The sequence below is a fragment of the Candidatus Arsenophonus phytopathogenicus genome (assembly GCF_056113345.1).
Window position 1 is genome coordinate 1,082,867 of sequence record NZ_JBUIOB010000017.1, and the last position, 20,285, is coordinate 1,103,151.

Below are 20,285 nucleotides of genomic sequence, written 5' to 3' on the forward strand. Positions count from 1 at the left end.
TTTTATTGACAGCACAAAAATCTAATTCTTATAGTGGTTAATATTGAATCGATAAAAGAGTAGCCATACACACTACTCTTTATTATTTAATTGGAAGCTGGTAAGGGATTAACGTAAAAAACTTTTGGCACTATCTAACATAGCATTGATGGTACTGCTTAAAATTTTAACGAAGTTATTCATAGTTATCATTGGCGGCATTATAGCGTTGTGACATTTCATCTAGCATGGCTTGATAATCTTTTTTAGTGGTATCAATGGCGGTATTAATCAGATTGAAACGAGCCTGGGAGATCTCGAGATTATCTTTGGTTGGTTGTTGCAGATTTTTCACTACTTCTATGGTACGTTCTAGTGGCTTGATATCAATTTTAATTTTAATACCTTGGGTTAAACTATTGGCATTGATTTGATCCAAATTGGGTGCTTCAATCAAAGTGCCAGTAACTTTTTGTTCAAATGATTGGCGATAGCTTTGCATCAGTGCCAATGCTTGTGCTTCGGTGTAACGAACATCGCTGTCATCGCCAACTTTTTGATAATCTCCATCCGCATGTTGAATAAATTTAATTTCTTGTTGATAGATGATCCCGTCGGGATCTTGCGATAATTTAGTTTTCAATTGTTGGAAATCATCCAATATTTTTTGCTGTTTAAGAGTGATAAAGTTATCTTTTGAGTTTTCGTTAACATAGTTACTGACTTAGGAAAGTAAGCCACTAATTTCCTGGAATTTTTCCATACTATTTTTAAACACATAGCGATAACTATGCAGATAACTTTTATTAGCATCTCTAATAGTTTGCTGAATATTATTAAACATCACAATTAATGAGTGATAGCTATTTTCGTCTAATGTGTGTTGCGCTTGCGTGAGTTTTTGTTGGCTAGCGTTGGCTAGCGGCTAATAACGCCTGATGTGACTGTTGATAACTTTTTGCAACAGGCGCAGGATTTTCATCAGATAATAGTTGATTAAGGTTAATTAGGCCGTTGTATCTTAGTGCTTGACCTTGCTCTACTAATGTTTGGCCGTTTTTTATTAATGCCTGATCTTTATTTATTTTTCCACTTATTATATTTTGAGTCTCATTCTCTATATCTCTATTACCATTTTTTATATCGTTTAGTGATCCCTCTATGACATCAAAATAGAAATTTTGTTTGTTTTGCAATTTATCATCTGGCTTAAGGTAAATGAGATGATCTTTTATTATTTCAGGCGGTAAAATAGTCAAACTTGCCGGTAGAATAGGTTGAGTATCGGTTTTGATAAATGCAGACACAGTGTTTTTGTGCTCTATACTAGACGAAAACCCGGCAGAATGTGACGTGGAATAATTTATTGCATTGACCATAAAAATTCTCGTTTCAATCATCGATTATTAAGTAAGCGCTAATATTAAGCTCTAATATTGCCTGAAATAGTGGATACAGTTTGTTGACTATATTCGATCATTTTATTAAGAATTTGTATCAGCTTGTTTTTTACCTCGTCATTGATATTTTCTTCCCGCTGATGGGTCTCTCCGGTGGCATTATTAATTTGTTGCTCAGTTTCTAAAATACGTTGGTTACCCTGTTCTTTGACTTGTCCAGAAGCTAGGGGTTGTTGCGCAATTTGGCTGATTGGGTTTGATAAGCTGCTAATGGCATTTCCAGCTATAAGGGAGCTATTTTGTAGGTTGCCAACATTGTTGGTGTTGGTTTGCGACAACCCTTTATAACTGATCCCTGCGCCGGCGATTGTCATTCCCAGACTTAAAGGGCTACCCGCGATAGCACTTGTCAATAGTGAACCGGCTTCGGTATACTTACTATCTTTGACTTTTTCGCTGGATTGTAGGGTGGTGATTTTTAGTTGGTCTCCGTCGTTACGGCCTTTGGCGTTAAGTTCTCTTAATGTAGCTGATATTTTGTTCAATAACGATAGTAATTGCACATAAGTAATTCCTAATAAATTCATTACGGTAGGCAATAATTTTGCTAAACGATCAATTAACGTTTGCGCATCTTTTTCCACTGTTGGTGGTGTGAGCAGCGGTAAATTGGTTTGATTGATTTGCTCTTTGGTTGTCTGTTCAATCTGTAGCTGCGCTGTTTTATTAGCTAAGTGCTGAGAGACTAATTTGTCTGAAACTTGATTAGATTCCGTCGTGTTATTAGCATCCTTTACCGCTATTGACGGAATAAAATTTTTAGTTACTGAAGGAGTAATAGTTGTCATGGTTAAGTCCTTTTTATGCCATAGTGTTTAAATTATGAGTAATATATTTACCGGTATGCAGGCTTTGGCTGCCCATTTCGCCTATTTTACGCATTAACTCAGCGATCGTTTCCATCTCTTTGCCAAAGTTGCCCATCACTCGGCTAAGCAGCTTATCCAGTTGAGCCATTATTTGATTAATGACGGTCAAATCACTAATCGTTTAATAACATCGACTTCCAGATCAGTGGCATGGAGATTTAAGGCAGAACTTGTGCTGGCATTGGTAACGGAAAGGCCAAGCAGACTTTTTTGCATCGTTGAGGCACTGATATGTTGGGCTAATTTATTTTTTTGGTTGTGTAATAATTTGATCACTGTGGCCAGTTTTCTATCTGCATTATCTTCCAATATACGGCTATTTATTTCGCTACTATCTTGTTGCTTCTTTTGTAGATCTTGTCGGCGATTAAATTGACTCATAGCCATTGACATATCGTCCATAATATCTAACAGCTGGTGGTGGCTTACTACCATTGGCGTAGGTTTAGCTGTTTCAATGTCAGACGAATGCGGGGTTTTCGGTTGCTGGTGCAACAAAACTGATGAATTAATTTTATTGATATCTACCATTTTTATTACCTATTCTCTCCATTGATATAAGTATAAAGCAGGTCAATAGCAGGCTGTGTTTGCGGATCAACCGGCTTAAATGGATTTTTTCCCAGCGAATCATTCAATAGATTTTTTTCTTTTACCAACCTGGGTTGCAGCATAAAAATACGTACCATTTTTTTATTGGTTGTACTGCTATAGCGAAATAATCCACCTATCCATGGAATATTGCCAAGTAATGGAATTTTACTCTCTCTGGCATCGATATCTTCTCTGGTATAACCGCCAATCAGCAAACTATCGCCTTGGGTAATACGAGCCACTGTACTGATATTGGTGCGATTAATTACTGGCAGCGCATCGATTTTTTCTGTTTCACCGTTGTTGGTTTTTTTTCAGCGCCATCTTCTAAATTGATAACCATCTCAATTTCATTGCCGGCGGGAGAAAGGCGAGGGAGGACACTGATCATAGTACCAAATGTGGCTGACTCTAAGGTGGCAATACGCTCTTCACGTACTTGAGTATAGAATGTGGTGCTGTTATCAAAGATGGTAGGCGTATTTTCTTGCGTTAGGATAATCGATCGGGCGGGAAACCATTTGAGCACTTCCTTCCAGACTCATTGCTCGTATTTTGGCTAAAAAATGTACCCCGGCCGCAGCACTAATATCGCTGGTATTAAGTAAAAAGTTACCGTGTTTAGTGTGGTAACTGCTTTGCCAATCAATACCCAAGCGATCAGCTTCATGTTTGGCGATATCGATGATCCACAATGACAGCTCAATTTGTCGTTTTGGTTGATCAAGCCGTTGGATCATTTCATTGATCAATTGAATACCTTGAATACTGCCTTTGGCTAACAGACTGTTAGAACCGGGTAAAGGCATTAACTCGATTGATTCTTTGCCAACACGGGTAATAAAGGAGGGTTCAGGTTGATATTGTTCGTCAATGTTAGCAATTTTTGTATCCGTTTGACTTGCCGTTTGTTTGTTGGATTGAAAAAGTTGTTGTAAAACGGTACTGATGCCAGGTAAGACTAATTTTTCTCCCCGGATAGAGTAGCTTCTATCGGTGACAACGGTATTTTTTAAAGCAAAGATGTGAAGATAATCATTACCAAAGCGTTTTTCTTCAATAATATTCTGTTTTAACTGCCGTGCTTCTTGATCCAGATATTCTGCCGCAGCTTGAACTTACTTCACATAAATTGGTGGCCCAGAGACATAAAAGGTTTTGTTATTGCTGCCAGCACGTAAGGGATAACGTGGATCGTAAAGACCGATAGCATGCAAATACTCTTTTACGCGCTTGAAATCGATCTTTTTTAGATTCAGCATCTATTGTTTCATTTCACTGCCATCGTAAACATAAATGATGTTACCATCATTAAAATAGATAAATGCCATTCTACGTATGAAAGTATCAAAAGCGGTTTTGGGGGACGAAACATCAAATCGACCTGAAATTCGCTTCTTTTTCACTGCGGAACTGAGAATAAAAGGTTTATTTAATTTATCGGATAATACGTCAAAAAATTGTTCAACCCGACTATCAACGGCAATAAAAAGAATCATTGTCCTGTTCAATATAATCTTTAACTAAAACGTCTTCTTTTAAATTTTAAAATGTCGTTGCTTGATTAGGAAAAACAATCAATAGAAAACAACATGAAAGGATGGCCTTAAATAACGGGCTAATCTTCATAAAACGACTTCCTTATCAATCCAAATGACTTAGGTGTGGCGCCAAAAATAACTTTTATCTCTTTTGATAGGTGTGAAGCGGAACTAAAACCGTAATCCAGCGCTATATTGGTTAGCGGTTTATTTTTTAGAATAATTGATAAGTAAAGTTTGAATATCCTTTCCGATGCTAGAATCGAGAATAAACATATGATTTTTAGTTATTATTGATTGCTTAGAATAATGAGGAAGATTGTGGTTAGTTAACGCATAATCGATATAAGCAATCAATTTTATACAAGAAAAAATATCTGATTTTTCTATTGTCCAATGATTATGAATTGGTTTTATTGTTGAGACTTGTTCCAAGGATAAAAATATTTGTTTATCAGTTAAATGATAATATTGATTCTGTTTGTCTTTTATAATTCCACATGAATTATTATGGATATAAAAATAAAAAAAATTTGATATTTATATTATTAATATTTATTTTTAGGTGTAAAATAATTCATATACTCCTTCCCTGATAAATCTAATTTATAATATAAGTGATTTTTATAATATGATGTTTAACTTGTTAGCTTTAAATTTTTTGGTAAAATGATACACTACTCCTCATAAGAAAAAAATATAAATAAGTATATAAATAAAAAATAAAATTTAGTCTTTAAAGTATTTTCTTTATTTATAACATATTAAATTAAATAATCATAAAAGTATATTTAATTACTTTAAAATAGATAAATTCCATGAATATAAATAATAACTATATGATTCGTTTTTTTACTGGAAAACTCAGTGGTATGGTCTTTTCGCTAATACCCGGTCACTATCAAATTATTGTTGGTAGTGACCAATGTATTCAACAATGGTCTGAGTAACATGATAAAAATGATGATGATTTTATACAACTCTATGTACCCATTAATCAGCAAAATAAGCTGATTATTATTGACACTATTTTGCCTGAAGTGGATAAGCAACGAGATAGTTTTGGCTATACTTTAAATGAACAAAATGAATCTATTAAGTCATTTGAAGCTAAATTTAATTACCCGACTTTCTGGCAAAAAATACCACTATTTGCGATAAAGAGAGTCGATGAAGAATGGTGTGATGAGTGTGAGAAGTTGTCTTATTTAATTGAGAAATCCGATAAGTCAAATAAAAATCACTTGATAAAAATAGGAGCCATTTTTTTTATTGCTTGTTTTATTTTTATTCTATTATTATGTGTTCTCTTATGAAGTCAATCTTAATAAGAAATCTTTATTTCCTAATGAAGCCATTAATAACTCACTGCCATTTGATTGTGAACAATTTTTGAGTAAAAAATAATATAAAAAATTATTGATGAAATTAATAGATCGGTTCCTAATATTGAATATTTTTATTTCTATATAATAAATTATAATAGTTTTTCTTTTATTTATAAAAATAAACAGACAAAGAAAATAATTGAAGAATTATTTAGCCAATATCAATTATGTCAATTTAATATGAATGCTATTTTATTATCTGATTTAATTGATTATGTGAATAATAAAATTTCAAATAAAGTAAAAAATTATAAATTATGGTTATCAGAAAAAGGATTAATAATTCAGTTGAGTGAAATGTTGACCGAAGATGAGATTTATCAATTTAAATTACAATTAAAACCTTATCAAGCTCAACTGGGAAAAAGTTTTTTTCAATTTCTATTACCTGAAGAGCGGGAAATATAATCAGAAAAAACGCAACTTAAAAGTACCAAGGGATATATTTTTGTTCAACCGGAGCATCGATACTTTCCCGCTGGTTAATTATTAATATTATTGGAAAGGAGATCCTTTATGGTAGTCAATAATAGTACTATCGGGGAGATATTTAAAGAGACTCAAGCAACATCTGATGAATATCAAAAAAGTATTAAAGATACTATTGAAAAATTGAAAAATTGAAAAATTGAAAAATTGAAAAAAGATCCATCTAACTCAGCAGATTTGGCTGAATTTCAGGCAGCGATGGCGGCACATAGTGTTTTACTGAATTTCATGTCAACAACGATTAAAGCACACAAAGAGAATGCACAGACTATATTAGGTAATATGCGTTAAGGATAAATGATGAATATTAGTAGCATAAATAATAATTTCTGTTCTGACTGAATCAGCAGAGGGTGGAGCGATGACGTTACAGAAAGCCATCAGTCAGCTATATCGACAACATAATCAAGTTGAACAGTAAGTTACTGATACATTATAAACAGGCGAGCTCTCTTCACTGCTTGCTATCCAGCAAACTACAAGTGATTATCAGGTTGAAATGTCATTGCTAAGTACATTAGCACGTAAAGCACTAACAACTGTTGAAACAGTTATAAAGGCGCAATAACAGTGACAATACTCTTTCGCCACCTATACTTTTTTATTACCATATCTCTTTTCACTTTTCTTTTATCAGGTTGTCATGATGAAGCGTTACTTAATTATTCGCTGAATCAACGACAGGCAAATGAAGTACTGGCAGTTTTACAAAAGCATCAAATTACGGTCAGTAAAAGTGCACAAGGAAAAGGGCTCTATAAAATTAATGGGGCGAAAGAGGACTTGTCGGCTGTGGTACAGTTATTACAAGAATATCAATTACTTTCACCAGAACGGCTTGAGATCTCTCAATTATTTCCTGCTGATGCCTTAGTTAACTCGCCGCAAATTGAAAAAGTCAGATTAATTTCAGGTATTGAGCAGCGGCTTGAACAATCCTTAATGGCACTGGACACCATCGCTGATGCGCGGGTACACCTCAGTTACCCTATTGTAGTTAATAGCCGCAGTCAGACACCGATGAAAGCCTCTGTCATCGTATTTTATCATGGTAAAAAGCAAGATATTGATGAATTTAAAATGGGTATAAAAGCATTTATTAAAAATGCGATTAGTGAATTGGAACCTCAATATATTACGGTATTTTTAATTCATAAAATATCACCACCAATTTCTTTTCAGCCGAAAAAAAATACATTAGGTGAGGGATATTATTTTTATATATTATTGCTTTTTATCTTAATTATCGGTGCTGGGCTAATATATTGGACAATTAAACGTAAAAAGCTCGCGCAATTAATAATAAAATCTCAACAGTAATGAAACAGCAAACTTTTAATTTGATAAAAACAATAATGTATCAACCTGCCAGTTATATTCATCACTCATTTGGCTACCCACCATATGATAAGCTAACAATGGCTGAAAAACGGATATATGACCAACAGGTAATGATGCACTTTCAATTACCAACCATGGTCGATCTTGAATTTGCTGATAACTTACACGTACAGTTATATATTAATTATTGGTCTAGGCTACCAATAGCAGCTTTATACTTAGGTGGATTATATCAATCACCACAGCTGATGATCGCCAATTAACTCAAACAGTTACCAGAGCCATTCAGTCAATTTTTATCCTGGGCTAAGTTACTGTTACCGCCACAAAAACAACAAATTATCCCGATAACTGCCACGTCCTATTCACAAGATGAACTAACAAAGTTCGGGATGTGGGCAATGAAACCATTAATTGAAAAATGCTCTTTGGCATTAGCTGCTCGTTTTAGTCTACTGTTTAATAAAAATTATCCACAGTGGCAACTTGCTACCGTTTTACTGATTAATTACTCATTATTAAAAGCAACGCTTAATTATGTTACCTACACGACCTGAAAAATTATTGACTCAAGCGATAGATAATGTCTTAATCCGCGCTCAGTCCAAACAGAGCCATGATTATCATCAACTACTGATAAGCCAGGCCAAAAAACAGGCGAAGAAAATAATTATTGCCGCGCAAGCAGAAAAAGAACAAATATTTAGCCAGGCTAAAATCCACGGTTATTGCCAAGGGATCAGCCAGACATCTATTGCGCTTACCTTATTTATTCAGGCATACCAAACCATCAACTACAACCTTTATAACTATATAATTAAACAAATAGAGTAAACATGAATTCAATTTCTATTAACAGAACCGGTGATTGAGCAGCTACTGTGTAATTTAGTGGCCAAAGTTGACCTCCAGCAGCAAAGCAAAATTTACCTACCGGAAAAGCTGGTAATCACATTATCTGAGCATTGGTCAGACAAATTTAGCAATATCAAACTCATTAGCCACCAACAAAATTGCATAATGCTAGAAATGGGTAATTAAATTCTTTACTTTTCGCCGGAAAAAAGTGTTACCGAGATGATGAAAAGTATCATTGCAGATAAACAGATCGCCGCCGGCAACCAGCAACAAATAGCCTGGATCACTGAACTGAAAGAAAACTTCGTTAAAACGCTACAACAACAGTTTGAGCACTATCTGACAGCCAGCGACCAAAGCATGCCTGAAGCAGATAGATGATTGCTTTTTAAGCACTTAACGTTATTGGTGAACAATAACAGTTGCGCCTGACGAGATGACAAGTATAATGGCGCCGTTTTCCGCGATTCTCCCTCAATGCCGAAGTGGCGAAATCGGTAGACGCAGTTGATTCAAAATCAACCGCCTTCGGGTGTGCCGGTTCGAGTCCGGCCTTCGGCACCATAAAACATTTCTGGACATCAGGTGATGTCTTTTTTTGTGTTTGGAATCTTAGTTTTACAAGGCTTTTCCCCACTTTTCAGTCTTCCCTAGTATACTAAGGTCAACCCACATCAAGTGCCTGCTGTTGGTACAAGTGTTGGTATCTCTCGATTCGATAATAGTTTGTACCAACAGAAGGAGATAAATCATGCCTCTTACGATGCTAAAGTCAGAGCTGCCAAGCCTTTGGATAAATCGTATAAATTGACCGATGGTGATGGTATGCATTTGATGGTACATACCAACGGCTCAAAATATTGGCGTTTACAGTATCGCTTTAGCGGTAAGCAAAAGATGCTCGCACTTGGAGTTTATTCTTATGGATTTTATTCGTGATAACCCTCGTGCGCAGATGTCTGAGGACGATCTCTTCACTATTTGTTATTTCCAGAAGGGGAGTGGGCACATCGCGTTTAAGCGTTTGGAGCTGGTCGAAAAGATGAATGATATCGTGGAGAAGCACTAATCCGGGGTGTTGCCAGCAAAATGAAATATGATGTTTTTATAAGTAGAAGGGGAAATTCGAAAAGTGTTATTCAATGACTACTAGGTTCACTACGAGCTCCGCAACACTGCCATCTATATTGTAGATTTCTGGCATACAAAAGAAGAACGATGAGGAAGTGCTTTTACGTTAACGAGTATTGCTTACCGATATTTAACTCATTTTTGTGTTTTTTACTCATTAATGTGTTTTGATGGCATCTATTATTTCTAAGTAGGAGGTATGTCATCTTGCAAAACAAAATCAAAGAACTCCGTATCCAACTATCAATCACTCAACGTGAATTAGCAGATATGGTTGGTACCAGTCAACAGCAGATTCAGCGTATTGAAACAGGGAAAGTTGCGGCCAAGTTGGTGCTGGCGTAAGCGATCAGCGCTGTCTTAAAGAAGTCGTTGAGCGTTGTTTTTCCCGATAGCGATAACTTGCTGAAGAAATTGCGCAATCAAAGTAGCCGTAGTGGCGATGAGCTGGAAAATATTGCCGCTATTGGTATTGAAATGGATGGTTGCTTTTGGGGGTGAAACTCAGGCTACAAGGGCAGCAAGATTATTTACTGTTACCTATTTCCTCGGCTGATAAGCGTCGTTTTTACTCTTATTTTCAGGAAAGCGCAGTGCCAGGCCGTGAGCATTTTTTTGTTTTCGACTCTGAGCAGCATCGTTATGCCTTAAATACTTGAGAAGTGATCTTCCACCAATTTTTGTTTGATGGTTTTCCACCTATCCCTGGTGAAGAGGGTGACGATGCAAATGAAGGATGTTATGGAAATGTCCATGTTACCATGGCGAACGGCGGCCCAGTTATTGAGCTATGCTGTGAGTCCGAGGTATCGGAGGACGACGGAATTGAAGATGTTGGTCAATTGAATGCATTTTTTGACATTCTGGAGTTAGAACCAGAATCAACAGAGCGCTATCAGTTAACCGACGAAGATGGGGAAGATGCTTTTATCCGTATTGGTTCTATTGCGATGGTCCGAATTGCGCTTGATGCTTTGGAGTCTATCGAGGAAGATGATACGTAATAGGATCGGCATCTTAACCAAGTCATGCTCGTCCGGGTTCGATGCCGAAAATCAATGAAATTATGTGTTGGTATCTGTGTTGGTATAACATCATGGCTTTTATTATTAATTATTTTAAATCATGAGGTTGAGTGATGTGTATGAGTCCGGCCTTCGGCACCATAAAACATTTATAGACATAAGATAATGTCTTTTTTGTGTTTGAAATTCCAGTGTCTGCAAGGCTTTTTTTGTTTTGTAATCAACTTAAGTCAACTTGATTCAATCTATTTCAACTTATTAATATGGGTACAACTGCAGGTATATCTGGGTTCGATAATGTTTGATCCACACAGAACCCTTGAAAGGATACTCATCATGGCTCTGAGTGATGTGAAGATGCGTACAGCCAAGCCTGAAGCAAAAGCTTATAAGCTTACTGACGGCGAAAGTATAGTGTTGCTCGTTCATCCTGATGGCTCCAATGAGAATAAGAAAGCCGTCAAGGTAGAACAAGAGCAAGAAGCGATAACTTTTAAAGTGGTAGCAAGAGACTGGCCCGTCAGCAATCAGAAGTGGTCTGAGTAGCATAATGCTCGTGTATTAGAGCCTTGAGGATAGTCTCTTTGCTGCCATGAGTAAGCGGAACATTGCGGAACTGGAAGACGCGAGATTGACTTTTACCCATCAAAGCAGTCGAACTGTCTGGGCGTCTAAAAGTTCCTGCTCGTTTGCAGCACGTACTACAGCGATTATGCGTTTTGCCGTGCAGAGCGATTTAATCGACTACAATCCCTTGCAAGAGGTTGCAGGGGCGTTCGTTACCGCAAAAAGAGAGCACCGTGCTGCTCTGGAGCTTAACCGCATACCTGAATTACTTCATCGTATCAATTATTACTCCTGCGAATCGTTAACTAGGATGGCAATGGAATTAAACTTATCGCTATTAAACAAACCGAATCAAAGGCTTAATCATGATTATTCACTTTACTGATAAATTTCAAAATCTAATTTCAATTATTTCATCTAAATCATTTTTACTGCATTACTGTGGTGAGTATTTTGGTGACACAAGGGGGAAAGTGGTTTCTCGAGCCGCTCACCCTGTGGTTTCATTTAGTGATTACATGCATCATGAACTGTGCAGTAAAAAAATAACATACGGTGATTATGGAATTGCTCTTTGCAAAGAATGGGCAGTGTCTAATGGATTAAGTCCTGTGAATTATATTGAAAAAACTCTCCAATGGCATTAGGACTTATAGCTTTACTCAGATCTCGACAAGTTGGTACATTACCAAATCACCTTAGACTTCCTGTTATTCAGTTGAAGTGTTTTACAAAGCATGTTTATGGTTACAATAGTTACTTCGATGATGAACACTTTGATTTTAAGTATGATAACGAGTGGAGGTTTGTTCCAACAATCAAACAAATTAAGGGAAACAGAATATCAGTGGATTTCTCTAAGTATAATAAGAATAAAAAAATATAATAGAATAGAGCCTTACCCACTTAAATTTTTATTGGGTAATATTAAATATATCTATGTTAAACATAAATCTGAACGCGAGCAATTAATCTCATATTTTGGCTTTTCCAAAGGCCAAGTGGTAATTGCTACTTGGCAGAAGCCGATTAATAGCAAAGCCGTCTAGTGCTTTCCGTATTTGACTTTAAGTTATGACTAAATTCATTTTTCGCTCTTAGATGCTCGAAGTAAGGCAATTGAAGAGCTAAGATTGTTTCGTCAACTAACAGCTTAAAATTACGTTATTATGGTGAATTGAAATTAGAGCAATTCACCATTTTTAATTAACGAGATTATAAAGTGATTATTTAATTGTAACTTGCCCATTCATTAGCATTGGGAGAAGCCAGTCGCCAGTCGCGAAGTTGATTCAAGTATCGGTTTTCCGCTTCCAATGAATGACTTTTTTTGAAAATTGGCCTAGTTATATTGGTAAAGTTTCTAATTAATCTATCATTGGAATATGTTAATAGGTAGCGTTTTAGCACCCCATGACGAATTCCTTTATGGACACTTCCAGTTGATGAATTTTTTGTAAAAATTTTCATTTCATCTGATGAAAGTAAAAGATAAAGATATTAAGAAGTGATTTTTTTCAAATCAGGCCTCAATGTGAATACTGATTCATTGATATTCCAGTTAGTTGGTTTTTTTGAATTAAATAAGTAACACCTACTGGTTCAATACTTGTAAAAAGAATATCACCAGCCTTAAGCTGTGAACGACGAGATATAATTTCTAATGCATCATCATCAATCTTATCGCACTTATCATCTAGAATGATTTTACCATTACTGATATTTTTATAGTTACATAAAAATTATTACCACAACCAAGTTTAAAATTGTTTCTTGGATTTAAGCCTGTTCCAGAACGTTCGATAATATCTTTAAGCTCACAATCATGCCAACCGGCTGGAATCTCCTGTTTCAAAATCGAGTTATACACTATCTTTCCCCCAGAAGTTTTATACGGTTTTCCATTAGCATCCGGGAAATCAAACTGCACAAACCAGTAGTGGTACAGTGTTTTTGCTATTGCTTCTAGTTCGGTGTTGATGCGATTATTAATTTTTATTTTTTTATCAATAACCTCAAGAAGTTCACGTGTTTTTATTTGTGTGGTCATGTTATCTATAGCTGGCACAGACATTTCATGAAGCTCATTCCTGTTGACTCCCGGAACTGCGCTTTTGCATGATGTGCGAATTCGTCCTAAGCAGCTAAGTAGAGAATAAATATATTTAGGGTCATTGCCTTAGAAGTTCTGTACATACAATGCTGTATTGTGTGGCCAATATTTATCTTCAGCATAATACATTTCACCTAGTGTGCCATATCGTCCGGTTATAACACCTGGATCCTCGACCTTATATTCATTATGCCAGCCAGATATACCTGCAGAACTAATTACAGGATATGGGACTAACTCACTGTTTTTTTCAGGTAAATCGTATCCCCTTTTGAGCGTAATTAAATCGCCCAGCCGCTTTAGTATAATCCTACTCATACTTCAACCCCGCCAACTGTTTCTTAATCTCTACTTCCAGCTCATGGGATGAACAAACTCTCCAGATTGTCAGTAAACCCTTTCATTTTCTCAGCAAACTGTTCTGGCGTAATATCGACATATTCAATTTTAACATCAAAATATTGCCCCGCGCTGAATGAGTAATTCTTGGCCGCAATATCATCATAAGAGACCACTACGGAGAAATTGTCTTCGTTCCACTTGTTATTAAATACTTGACAGATGCGCTTTTCTTCTTCATCCGTTAGCACCGTTTTTTGGTTTTTGCCGTCTTTAATCTTCTGGCCTAAATTCGAAGCGTCGATCAGCACTACTTTCTCTTTATTGTTGGCATCAATAAACAGAATGGAGACGTTGGTGCCGGTGGTGGCAAAAATATTCGATGGCATGGAAACGACGCCCGCAAGCATTTTGTTTTTAACCAGATGTTCACGAATGCCTTTGTCAATGTCAGACTGGGCAGTAATAAGGCCTGTTGGTACCACGATGGCCGCTTTACCGCCTGGTTTTAGCGACCAGATGATATGTTGCAGGAACAGTTGATAGATGGCCATCTTGTCTTTGGCTGCTTTAGGCACTTTTGGGATACTAGCAAAGAAACGCTGCTGGTTTTCTTTCGTATCCAGGTCGTTGCGAAAATCGCTGAAATCCATCTTAAACGGTGGGTTGGAAACAATATAGTCAAAGCGTTTCAGTTGCCGACCCTCTTTATGGTAGGGGTGCAGTATGGTATTGCCTTGAATGACGTTTGGAATGGAGTGAACCAACTTGTTGAGAATTAGGTTTAGGCGCAGCAGGCTAGAGGATTTTTGCCAGATATCTTGGGTATAGATACTGCAACGATCTTCGCCGATGGCATGTGCTACGTTCATTAATAGGGTACCGGAACCGGCTGATGGGTCGTAGCAGCTGACGTCACGCACTTTACCCTGTTGATCTTTCGGGACTAGAATTTCAGCCATAATGTGCGCTACAGCATGGGGCGTGTAGTACTCGGCAAATTGCTGTTATAGTCTTTGATCAGGTATTCAAAGATAGTAGCGTAAAAATCGAATTTCTGACTAAATATACGTTCGAAACTGAATTCTATTAACTTGTTGATGATTGCCCGGCAGAAGTCATCACGTTTTGATTCATCAGCGATAAACTGGCTAAGACGATCAAATAGCACCACTTTAGCGCCGCCGTCAGTTTTGACTGCGAAGATTTCGTTGTTGGTGATGGCAATATCCATCAGGGTATCGTCAAAGTTTTTGGCAAAATCTGCGGCGTTTTGTTGGCTAAACAGCGAGCGAATAAAATGGTGAGGCTTCAAGTGAGCCGTATCCGGACTCATCTTTTGTTGTAGTTTGTCTAGTTGCTCCTCGCTCATTTGGCTAAGTGCCGCTTCCTAGCTTTCTGCGCTGGCAACAGATTTATCGACCTTTTTGGCTTCAAAGGCGAATTTATCGTTCAGAAATTTGTACAGAAATGTCTGAGTAATAATTTTGAATTCATTACCATCATTTACAAGGCCGTAGTTAGCGCAAATACTTTTTAGGCTGTCTATCAGATCTTTGGTTTTGTTTCTAAATTCCAATTCTACCACGTACGTGCTCCGGTATTAAATTCATTCAGGTACTCTGTGACAATCAGGCAATTGATCTCGTTTGCCGTCTTGGTCGACAGCTTTATATGATGCTCATTTTCAAAGTGGGCGATCACGCATGACACCATTTGTCGCCCAAAGTAACCTTCGTTGTTTAAAATATTACTGTTATTCAGTACTTTATTATCCGCATCCAGTTTAACACTAAGCAGCGCCTCGTAGATTTTACGCTCGGATTCGCTGAAACGCCCATGTTCCCGCAACCGTTTATGAGTGCGTGCATATTTGACGTCGCCTAGGTACTTGTCGCGCAGCAGATTATTCTGTCGGTTCAGCTCTTTGATGCGGTCATGAATTTTATTAAGTATACCAATATTAGCAATCATTTCGTTTTGAGTGACTTCGCTGAGTTTCTTTTTCTTGAATAAACGCTCTAGTTCTTCTTTTAAAGTGATGAACTGTGGATCTTGTTGAACAAAATTGTTGGCTAATGCTTCATGAGTCCGGCGCAGAGTATCTTTTAGTTGGTCGGCCAGCGCCAGTTCTTCTTCGCCAATTTTATGAAATTCAAAAATAACTTCTTCTAGTGCTCGATTCAGAAGCCCCGAAATATCAATACCCTGTTCTAAATCCGCTTTCAGATTGAGCAAATCTAGGCGATGGCTGGCTTCGCGATACAGGATATTTAATTGGTTGAAATTTAGTTCCTGCAGGAACTTAACTTCGCCCTGGAGTCGGATTAAGTTGTATAGGCTCCTGGCATCAGCTAACACATTTTTTAACGTCAGCATCGTTTGCCGATCTTCGATCTGACTTATTTGATTGGCAAAAATTTCAGCGTTCAGGATATCAAATTGGAACAGAACGTCTTTAATCTGTTCAATTTCCTGGCTGATCTCTTCTTGAGACTTGAACAGTCGGGAGTAATGCTCGATCTCATCGCCCAACTCGGACTGAAGCTCTTCAAAGTAGGCTTTATTGGTTGCGTCAAATTCCTGACAGATGTCTGCGAAATCTACTACATAACCGTAGCGGAAATCTTTATACGTACGGTTAATGCGGGTCAACGCCTGCAATAGGTTATGTCTACGGATCACGCGTCCTAGATAGAGTTTTTTCAGGCGCTTGGCATCGAACCCAGTTAATAGCATGTTATAAACAAACAGTAGATCGATATTACCGACCTTAAAATTTTCCATCCACTCTTTACGTTCCTGTTTTGTTCCCACATCATGTAGGATTAGAGCGGCACTTTTGATGTCTTGCTTTTTCCTACTTTTTTTGTTTGTGGAAAGGTAAACCGCCTCGGATTCAGCGGCGTGAGCAATAGGGAATTCCTCGTTTGTTTTTATTGGTGTTTCAGCATACTGCGCATTGAAGAGAGCAAATATCTTTTTTGCCTGTTCTGAACTGTCACAGATTACCATGCCTCCAATAGTGTCATCATTTAGTGCACCACGACTTTTGGCAAAGTCAGTGATGATATAGTCCAACATGGGTTCGACGAAGCTGGAGTGAGCATAAATAAGTTTACGATCCACGTCACCCATCTGGATTTCAACGTCTTTTAATGCTTGTTGCAGGGCTATCCGGTAATTGGAGGCGATCTCTTCACGGATCAAACGTAGTGTATAACCATCCGCGATAGAGGCGTTGTAGTAATATTTGTGGATGTAACTACCGAAGAGATAGCGCGAGTTGTAGTCAGTTCCTAGCAATGGAGTGCCTGTTAGGCCGATTTTGATGGCATCGGTATCTGACTGACTTAAGTTAGCCAGAAAACTACCTTCGGGGTTATAACTGCGATGAACCTCATCTAGAAAGTAGACTCGTTGAATATTGATATCATAATCTTTGGTCGAAACAACGTCCGATTCATTGTGAAATTTTTGGATATTAACAACGGTTATTTCTGGTTTACCTTGGTGATTGTGGATCACTTGAATGGCTTTAATATCGCGGGAGAAGGCGCTACGTGAGTTGATCAGGTGAACTGTTAAGCCACGGGCAGTAAATTCCCGATATGCCTGCTGTAGTAAATCCAGTCGATCGACAATGAAATAAAATTTGGGGATCACCTGCTTTTTTTGAAAATAGTCGGTTAGGAAACGCACGCTATAGTATGCAAGGCCGTTTTCCCGCTGCCTTGAGTGTGCCAGATAATCCCTTTTTTAACTTTCTCATTCAGTTTGCGTTCTATGGCTTTAGTCGCAAACAATTGTGGGTAACGCATTATGTGCTTCTGTATTCCATCCGGCTCTACGACATAAGCCAGTGCATAACGTAAGATAAATACCAACCGATCCTTGTTCAGCAATGAGGTACAGATACGATTTGTTGGCCGGTTATGATCTTTGTTTGTTTGAAATTCCGGGCTAGTACGGATCACCTCAAGGTTATTATCTTTCAATACCGCTAATTCATCACTGTCCGTTAGTGATTTTAACAATGTTGTGAGGTTAAAGAGTTCCTCTTCCCGAAAGTAATTGAACTCTAGTTTGTGGTATGCCTACTAGCATAAAATGTGCCTTGAATTAGCTCAGGATCGCTATCATCATACTCCATGTTATTGGAGAAAATCATAAACTGAATAATGTTAGCAAAACGCTTAAATTTCGGATTTTGAAAACGTTCATTAATACGATTACGCTCTGCAAGAATACCTTCTCGATTATTAGGCTTTTTAACTTCAATAAACACCAACGGCATGCTATTAATCAGCAGGGTGATATCAGGACGAAACTCTTCATCTCCATTTTCATAAGTTAGTTCTGTTACAACATGGAAGCTATTGTTATTAAAGTTTTCGAAGTCAATGAATTTTACATTAGAACGATCAGTAAGTTTTTCGAAAAATGCACGTCCTAAATCTTCATTATCAAGCAGAAGGGTAATGTCTTTAAGAAGACGCGTGATATCATCAGGATTTGTATTGGCGTTAATTTTTGCAATGGAAGTTTTAAAGATTTCAGGAAAAATGTTAGTTTCTTTATCCCAGTTCTGTCCTTTGAGCGAAAGATAGGTATAACCTAGTCTTATTAAGTGAAGAATTGTAGGAATTTTTACTCGGGTATCTTCGGTAAATTTGGTGATGTTTTTATTGGTTATCATTGTTCTGATACCCTCTCCAGTAACTCGTTTAATTGGCAACTAAACTTATTAAGCGCATCAACATCAAGTTTCTTATACATTAGAGTGGTAGTATTACAGCTAAACTCTGTTTCGCGGATAACATCTGAAATATATATTTTATGCTCAACCTTTAAGCGAGCTAATTGGCAGCGGCTCATTGGGTTTTCCTTAACATCAATTTTATCGAAATATGTTATCTTTTTTCGTTATAAGAATCGAATATTCAAGTTAATATGATATTTTTTCATATCAATTTGAATTTTTATCTTGTATATACTTGAACGGCAAATTCTTTCTTTAACTTTTCTATCAACCAAAAAACACATACTCATCCATAATCCAAGTCAATCTAAAGTAGCCGGCTTAGCTTCCAATCAGTCTTGTCACCAACTGCTATTCAATTTTCATTTTCAATCTATTAGGCCAATTGGCTAATGGGAAGTTTAGCGGCAAACTATGTCAACGTAGCTACATCAGCTTGGTGCGTTAGTTAAAAGCGATAACGACAATCAAGCCTAGTAATAAACGGATAAATTAGCGGCAGCTGGAGGATTATATTTAATCTAAGGGGAATTTTGAAAACTAACATAATTAACCCAAAAGCTTGATCAAAAAGAGATCAAATAATTAAAGTAGATTGAGTATTACTATTTTTTAGCAATCAATAAGCTAACGTTTATTTAATTAAACTAGATAAAAACATAAGTGCATAAACGGAGGTATTTTATTTTAAATTATATAGTACTGTTAATTAACGAATCAATTTGATAGATAAACAGTGATATATGTTGTGAAGGATCATATCCAGCGATTTCTTTGTGAAATACTTATTAAAAATATCGTGTTATTAATAAAATTTATTAAATTAAAATAAATAAGTTATATTTAATTTGATTAAATAAAATAAATAATACATATAAGTTATAATAAAGATTAATTATTAATCTTTACTATTTTTTTTATTTTTGTGATAATGAATTTAATAGACAGGCTATTTCATAATATAAATAGAAAGTTTAAATAGCTAAAAGCAATAATATGCATTTTAGTTATTAATTTATAATTAATTTTATTATTTTTTTATGCTCTACATATACTACAGTGTAAAAATATGAAAGAGATAAAAGAGAACATCTTTTAGACTATTATAAATAGGTTGTATAGTTTATTTTTTTATCCTTTAAGTAGTTTAATGACTTTCTGATCTCTGTTTGCGTTGTTAAATCTATTTCATAACTGATCATGTCTTCTGCTTTTTCCGAGGCGTTGGCAACAATCGTTCCTTTGGGATCGATAATTCGGCTGCCGCCAAATAGGTTTATATCACCTTCTTTGCCCCATCGATTGACTGCTACCAAATGCGTTGTATTCTCTAAAGCACGACAAGGCGTGTTTATATACCAAAGATTTTTATCTTGTTTTGACCAAGCCGATGGCATAAATAAAATATCTGCCTTTTTAGTTGCCAAAATTCTGGCAACTTCAGGAAATCCTGCATCGTAACAAATTATTATTCCAATACGACAAATACCAATATCAAAAACTGGCAAGCTATCACTGGGTGCAAACCATAGTTTTTCATGATGAAATAGATGCATTTTCCGATATACAGCTAACCAGTTTTTTCTATTTGGAATCCAAATACCGGCAGAATTATAAATTTTACCGGTTGTATCATCTCGTTCTATAAAACCACAAATAATAACTAAATTAAGTTTGCTGGATAATTGGCTAAATAGCTTATCTGTCTGTTCATTTTGGGTTTCACTAAGTGAATAATATTGTTTTCCTAGTATTGATGGTGAATATCCAGTAGTCGCTAATTCAGGAAAACAGATAATTTGCGCATTGTTTTCCTTAGCCTTATAGCA

29 protein-coding genes, 1 tRNA gene and 6 pseudogenes are annotated in these 20,285 nt (G+C 36.5%); 18 read left to right on the top strand and 18 right to left on the bottom strand.

Annotated elements, in window-relative coordinates:
• Positions 1-175: 175 nt before the first annotated feature.
• The 10 genes from AC01GB_RS09000 to AC01GB_RS09045 all read right to left on the bottom strand — a co-directional run bounded on the left by AC01GB_RS09000 (position 176) and on the right by AC01GB_RS09045 (position 4,401).
• Positions 176-640, bottom strand: a complete 465-nt coding sequence (locus AC01GB_RS09000) for a hypothetical protein (protein WP_474451541.1) — start codon at positions 638-640, stop codon at positions 176-178.
• A gap of 247 nt (positions 641-887) precedes the next feature.
• Positions 888-1,286, bottom strand: a complete 399-nt coding sequence (locus tag AC01GB_RS09005) for a hypothetical protein (protein ID WP_474451542.1) — start codon at positions 1,284-1,286, stop codon at positions 888-890.
• Between the two features lie 116 nt (positions 1,287-1,402).
• Positions 1,403-2,227 carry a hypothetical protein gene (locus AC01GB_RS09010; RefSeq protein WP_474451543.1) on the bottom strand — a complete coding sequence of 275 codons (825 nt, stop codon included), beginning with the start codon at positions 2,225-2,227 and terminating at the stop codon, positions 1,403-1,405.
• Positions 2,228-2,240: 13 nt separating this feature from the next.
• A complete protein-coding gene (locus AC01GB_RS09015) occupies positions 2,241-2,417 on the bottom strand; it encodes a hypothetical protein (RefSeq protein ID WP_474451544.1) in 177 nt (58 codons plus the stop codon).
• Complete coding sequence (locus AC01GB_RS09020; RefSeq protein WP_474451545.1) at positions 2,414-2,839, bottom strand: hypothetical protein; 426 nt, start codon at positions 2,837-2,839, stop codon at positions 2,414-2,416. Before AC01GB_RS09020 ends, AC01GB_RS09015 begins: the two co-directional genes overlap by 4 nt.
• Before the next feature lie 5 nt (positions 2,840-2,844).
• Entirely contained in the window at positions 2,845-3,144 is a 300-nt protein-coding gene (locus AC01GB_RS09025; RefSeq protein WP_474451546.1) for a hypothetical protein, read from the bottom strand.
• Positions 3,145-3,167: 23 nt separating this feature from the next.
• Positions 3,168-3,431: a hypothetical protein gene (locus AC01GB_RS09030; protein WP_474451547.1), complete on the bottom strand. Its 264-nt coding sequence runs from the start codon at positions 3,429-3,431 to the stop codon at positions 3,168-3,170.
• Positions 3,367-3,711: a hypothetical protein gene (locus AC01GB_RS09035; RefSeq protein ID WP_474451548.1), complete on the bottom strand. Its 345-nt coding sequence runs from the start codon at positions 3,709-3,711 to the stop codon at positions 3,367-3,369. The genes AC01GB_RS09030 and AC01GB_RS09035 overlap by 65 nt, the downstream gene beginning before the upstream one ends.
• 309 nt (positions 3,712-4,020) lie before the next feature.
• The gene (locus tag AC01GB_RS09040) at positions 4,021-4,164 is read right to left on the bottom strand and encodes a hypothetical protein (RefSeq protein ID WP_474451550.1); all 144 of its coding nucleotides are present in this window, start codon (positions 4,162-4,164) and stop codon (positions 4,021-4,023) included.
• Positions 4,165-4,401: a hypothetical protein gene (locus AC01GB_RS09045; RefSeq protein WP_474451552.1), complete on the bottom strand. Its 237-nt coding sequence runs from the start codon at positions 4,399-4,401 to the stop codon at positions 4,165-4,167.
• 860 nt (positions 4,402-5,261) lie between these two features.
• Between AC01GB_RS09045 and AC01GB_RS09050 the strand changes: the two genes are divergently transcribed.
• The 18 genes and pseudogenes from AC01GB_RS09050 to AC01GB_RS09135 all read left to right on the top strand — a co-directional run bounded on the left by AC01GB_RS09050 (position 5,262) and on the right by AC01GB_RS09135 (position 12,128).
• Positions 5,262-5,393 carry a hypothetical protein gene (locus AC01GB_RS09050; protein WP_474451553.1) on the top strand — a complete coding sequence of 44 codons (132 nt, stop codon included), beginning with the start codon at positions 5,262-5,264 and terminating at the stop codon, positions 5,391-5,393.
• 81 nt (positions 5,394-5,474) lie between these two features.
• Positions 5,475-5,759, top strand: coding sequence for a hypothetical protein (locus AC01GB_RS09055; RefSeq protein WP_474451555.1), 285 nt, complete (start codon positions 5,475-5,477; stop codon positions 5,757-5,759).
• A gap of 252 nt (positions 5,760-6,011) precedes the next feature.
• Complete coding sequence (locus tag AC01GB_RS09060) at positions 6,012-6,239, top strand: hypothetical protein (protein ID WP_474451556.1); 228 nt, start codon at positions 6,012-6,014, stop codon at positions 6,237-6,239.
• Positions 6,240-6,467: 228 nt separating this feature from the next.
• Positions 6,468-6,611: an EscF/YscF/HrpA family type III secretion system needle major subunit gene (locus tag AC01GB_RS09065; protein WP_474451557.1), complete on the top strand. Its 144-nt coding sequence runs from the start codon at positions 6,468-6,470 to the stop codon at positions 6,609-6,611.
• Positions 6,612-6,777: 166 nt separating this feature from the next.
• Positions 6,778-6,888, top strand: a complete 111-nt coding sequence (gene sctI / locus AC01GB_RS09070) for a type III secretion system inner rod subunit SctI (protein WP_474452367.1) — start codon at positions 6,778-6,780, stop codon at positions 6,886-6,888.
• Positions 6,889-6,890: 2 nt separating this feature from the next.
• Positions 6,891-7,640: a type III secretion system inner membrane ring lipoprotein SctJ gene (sctJ, locus tag AC01GB_RS09075; protein ID WP_474451558.1), complete on the top strand. Its 750-nt coding sequence runs from the start codon at positions 6,891-6,893 to the stop codon at positions 7,638-7,640.
• Between the two features lie 20 nt (positions 7,641-7,660).
• Positions 7,661-7,924 (top strand): hypothetical protein, encoded by a 264-nt coding sequence (locus AC01GB_RS09080; protein WP_474451559.1) that lies wholly within the window; start codon positions 7,661-7,663, stop codon positions 7,922-7,924.
• A 138-nt stretch (positions 7,925-8,062) separates the two neighbouring features.
• Positions 8,063-8,218 carry a hypothetical protein gene (locus AC01GB_RS09085; protein ID WP_474451560.1) on the top strand — a complete coding sequence of 52 codons (156 nt, stop codon included), beginning with the start codon at positions 8,063-8,065 and terminating at the stop codon, positions 8,216-8,218.
• Positions 8,199-8,495 (top strand): hypothetical protein, encoded by a 297-nt coding sequence (locus AC01GB_RS09090; protein ID WP_474451561.1) that lies wholly within the window; start codon positions 8,199-8,201, stop codon positions 8,493-8,495. The genes AC01GB_RS09085 and AC01GB_RS09090 overlap by 20 nt, the downstream gene beginning before the upstream one ends.
• Before the next feature lie 30 nt (positions 8,496-8,525).
• Positions 8,526-8,702, top strand: a complete 177-nt coding sequence (locus tag AC01GB_RS09095; protein WP_474451562.1) for a hypothetical protein — start codon at positions 8,526-8,528, stop codon at positions 8,700-8,702.
• Positions 8,703-8,738: 36 nt separating this feature from the next.
• On the top strand, positions 8,739-8,900 hold the full coding sequence (locus tag AC01GB_RS09100; protein WP_474451563.1) for a hypothetical protein: 162 nt from the start codon (positions 8,739-8,741) through the stop codon (positions 8,898-8,900).
• Between the two features lie 98 nt (positions 8,901-8,998).
• A tRNA-Leu gene (locus tag AC01GB_RS09105) sits at positions 8,999-9,083 on the top strand.
• Positions 9,084-9,263: 180 nt separating this feature from the next.
• Positions 9,264-9,437: pseudogene (locus AC01GB_RS09110) on the top strand (Arm DNA-binding domain-containing protein); the annotation flags it as partial.
• Between the two features lie 4 nt (positions 9,438-9,441).
• Positions 9,442-9,588, top strand: a pseudogene (locus AC01GB_RS09115) (DUF4942 domain-containing protein); the annotation flags it as partial.
• A gap of 269 nt (positions 9,589-9,857) precedes the next feature.
• Positions 9,858-10,654 (top strand): annotated as a pseudogene (locus AC01GB_RS09120) (helix-turn-helix transcriptional regulator).
• A gap of 357 nt (positions 10,655-11,011) precedes the next feature.
• A pseudogene (locus AC01GB_RS09125) lies at positions 11,012-11,573 on the top strand (tyrosine-type recombinase/integrase); the annotation flags it as partial.
• A 34-nt stretch (positions 11,574-11,607) separates the two neighbouring features.
• Positions 11,608-11,889: an abortive infection system antitoxin AbiGi family protein gene (locus tag AC01GB_RS09130; RefSeq protein WP_474451564.1), complete on the top strand. Its 282-nt coding sequence runs from the start codon at positions 11,608-11,610 to the stop codon at positions 11,887-11,889.
• Positions 11,880-12,128 carry an abortive infection system antitoxin AbiGi family protein gene (locus tag AC01GB_RS09135; RefSeq protein ID WP_474451565.1) on the top strand — a complete coding sequence of 83 codons (249 nt, stop codon included), beginning with the start codon at positions 11,880-11,882 and terminating at the stop codon, positions 12,126-12,128. The genes AC01GB_RS09130 and AC01GB_RS09135 overlap by 10 nt, the downstream gene beginning before the upstream one ends.
• 810 nt (positions 12,129-12,938) lie before the next feature.
• Here the strand turns inward: AC01GB_RS09135 and AC01GB_RS09140 are convergent.
• The 8 genes and pseudogenes from AC01GB_RS09140 to AC01GB_RS09175 all read right to left on the bottom strand — a co-directional run.
• Positions 12,939-13,316 (bottom strand): restriction endonuclease subunit S domain-containing protein, encoded by a 378-nt coding sequence (locus AC01GB_RS09140; RefSeq protein ID WP_474451566.1) that lies wholly within the window; start codon positions 13,314-13,316, stop codon positions 12,939-12,941.
• A 105-nt stretch (positions 13,317-13,421) separates the two neighbouring features.
• Positions 13,422-13,673, bottom strand: a complete 252-nt coding sequence (locus AC01GB_RS09145) for a restriction endonuclease subunit S domain-containing protein (RefSeq protein WP_474451567.1) — start codon at positions 13,671-13,673, stop codon at positions 13,422-13,424.
• Positions 13,666-15,282: pseudogene (locus tag AC01GB_RS09150) on the bottom strand (HsdM family class I SAM-dependent methyltransferase). Before AC01GB_RS09150 ends, AC01GB_RS09145 begins: the two are co-directional and overlap by 8 nt.
• Positions 15,276-17,396 carry a type I restriction enzyme subunit R domain-containing protein gene (locus tag AC01GB_RS09155; protein ID WP_474451569.1) on the bottom strand — a complete coding sequence of 707 codons (2,121 nt, stop codon included), beginning with the start codon at positions 17,394-17,396 and terminating at the stop codon, positions 15,276-15,278. The pseudogene AC01GB_RS09150 and the gene AC01GB_RS09155 overlap by 7 nt, the downstream one beginning before the upstream one ends.
• On the bottom strand, positions 17,384-17,731 hold the full coding sequence (locus AC01GB_RS09160; RefSeq protein ID WP_474451571.1) for a DEAD/DEAH box helicase family protein: 348 nt from the start codon (positions 17,729-17,731) through the stop codon (positions 17,384-17,386). The genes AC01GB_RS09155 and AC01GB_RS09160 overlap by 13 nt, the downstream gene beginning before the upstream one ends.
• Positions 17,732-17,775: 44 nt before the next feature.
• Complete coding sequence (locus AC01GB_RS09165) at positions 17,776-18,393, bottom strand: type I restriction endonuclease (RefSeq protein ID WP_474451572.1); 618 nt, start codon at positions 18,391-18,393, stop codon at positions 17,776-17,778.
• Positions 18,390-18,572 (bottom strand): helix-turn-helix domain-containing protein, encoded by a 183-nt coding sequence (locus AC01GB_RS09170; protein ID WP_474451573.1) that lies wholly within the window; start codon positions 18,570-18,572, stop codon positions 18,390-18,392. The genes AC01GB_RS09165 and AC01GB_RS09170 overlap by 4 nt, the downstream gene beginning before the upstream one ends.
• Positions 18,573-19,559: 987 nt before the next feature.
• Positions 19,560-20,282: pseudogene (locus tag AC01GB_RS09175) on the bottom strand (nitrilase-related carbon-nitrogen hydrolase); the annotation flags it as partial.
• Positions 20,283-20,285: the final 3 nt, after the last annotated feature.

Coding starts and splice junctions, on each gene's coding strand:
- AC01GB_RS09010 (WP_474451543.1), bottom strand. CDS start 2,227: ATGACAACTATTACTCCTTCAGTAACTAAAAATTTTATTCCGTCAATA.
- AC01GB_RS09020 (WP_474451545.1), bottom strand. CDS start 2,839: ATGGTAGATATCAATAAAATTAATTCATCAGTTTTGTTGCACCAGCAA.
- AC01GB_RS09035 (WP_474451548.1), bottom strand. CDS start 3,711: ATGCCTTTACCCGGTTCTAACAGTCTGTTAGCCAAAGGCAGTATTCAA.
- AC01GB_RS09040 (WP_474451550.1), bottom strand. CDS start 4,164: ATGCTGAATCTAAAAAAGATCGATTTCAAGCGCGTAAAAGAGTATTTG.
- AC01GB_RS09045 (WP_474451552.1), bottom strand. CDS start 4,401: ATGATTCTTTTTATTGCCGTTGATAGTCGGGTTGAACAATTTTTTGAC.
- AC01GB_RS09050 (WP_474451553.1), top strand. CDS start 5,262: ATGAATATAAATAATAACTATATGATTCGTTTTTTTACTGGAAAACTC.
- AC01GB_RS09060 (WP_474451556.1), top strand. CDS start 6,012: ATGAATGCTATTTTATTATCTGATTTAATTGATTATGTGAATAATAAA.
- AC01GB_RS09085 (WP_474451560.1), top strand. CDS start 8,063: ATGAAACCATTAATTGAAAAATGCTCTTTGGCATTAGCTGCTCGTTTT.
- AC01GB_RS09090 (WP_474451561.1), top strand. CDS start 8,199: ATGTTACCTACACGACCTGAAAAATTATTGACTCAAGCGATAGATAAT.
- AC01GB_RS09100 (WP_474451563.1), top strand. CDS start 8,739: ATGATGAAAAGTATCATTGCAGATAAACAGATCGCCGCCGGCAACCAG.
- AC01GB_RS09130 (WP_474451564.1), top strand. CDS start 11,608: ATGATTATTCACTTTACTGATAAATTTCAAAATCTAATTTCAATTATT.
- AC01GB_RS09135 (WP_474451565.1), top strand. CDS start 11,880: ATGGCATTAGGACTTATAGCTTTACTCAGATCTCGACAAGTTGGTACA.
- AC01GB_RS09140 (WP_474451566.1), bottom strand. CDS start 13,316: ATGTCTGTGCCAGCTATAGATAACATGACCACACAAATAAAAACACGT.
- AC01GB_RS09145 (WP_474451567.1), bottom strand. CDS start 13,673: ATGAGTAGGATTATACTAAAGCGGCTGGGCGATTTAATTACGCTCAAA.
- AC01GB_RS09165 (WP_474451572.1), bottom strand. CDS start 18,393: ATGATAACCAATAAAAACATCACCAAATTTACCGAAGATACCCGAGTA.
- AC01GB_RS09170 (WP_474451573.1), bottom strand. CDS start 18,572: ATGAGCCGCTGCCAATTAGCTCGCTTAAAGGTTGAGCATAAAATATAT.